The organism is Streptomyces sp. NRRL F-5126 (assembly GCF_000721265.1).
In the GTDB taxonomy this organism is placed as follows: Bacteria; Actinomycetota; Actinomycetes; order Streptomycetales; family Streptomycetaceae; genus Streptomyces.
Window position 1 is genome coordinate 1 of sequence record NZ_JOFZ01000153.1, and the last position, 245, is coordinate 245.

Annotated in this window: 1 protein-coding gene; it reads left to right on the forward strand. The window is 66.9% G+C overall.

Annotated elements, in window-relative coordinates:
- Positions 1-245: acyl carrier protein (locus tag IH48_RS34130; RefSeq protein ID WP_037844337.1), on the forward strand; the 245-nt coding region annotated here is incomplete at both ends.

A 245-nucleotide genomic window follows, 5' to 3' on the forward strand; every position in this document is an offset into this window, starting at 1 on the left:
CTCACCGAGGGCGAACAGGAGCAGTTCCTCCTCGGCCTCGTACGCGACCACGTGGCGGCCGTACTCGGCCACAGCAACAGCCGCGGAATCGACGAACACCGCGGATTCTTCGACATGGGACTCGACTCCCTCACCGCCGTCGAACTCCGCAACAAGATGGGCATCGGCACCGGCCTGCGCCTGCCCACCACCGCGATACTCGACCACCCCACCCCCGCCACACTCGCGCACTACCTGCGAACGCA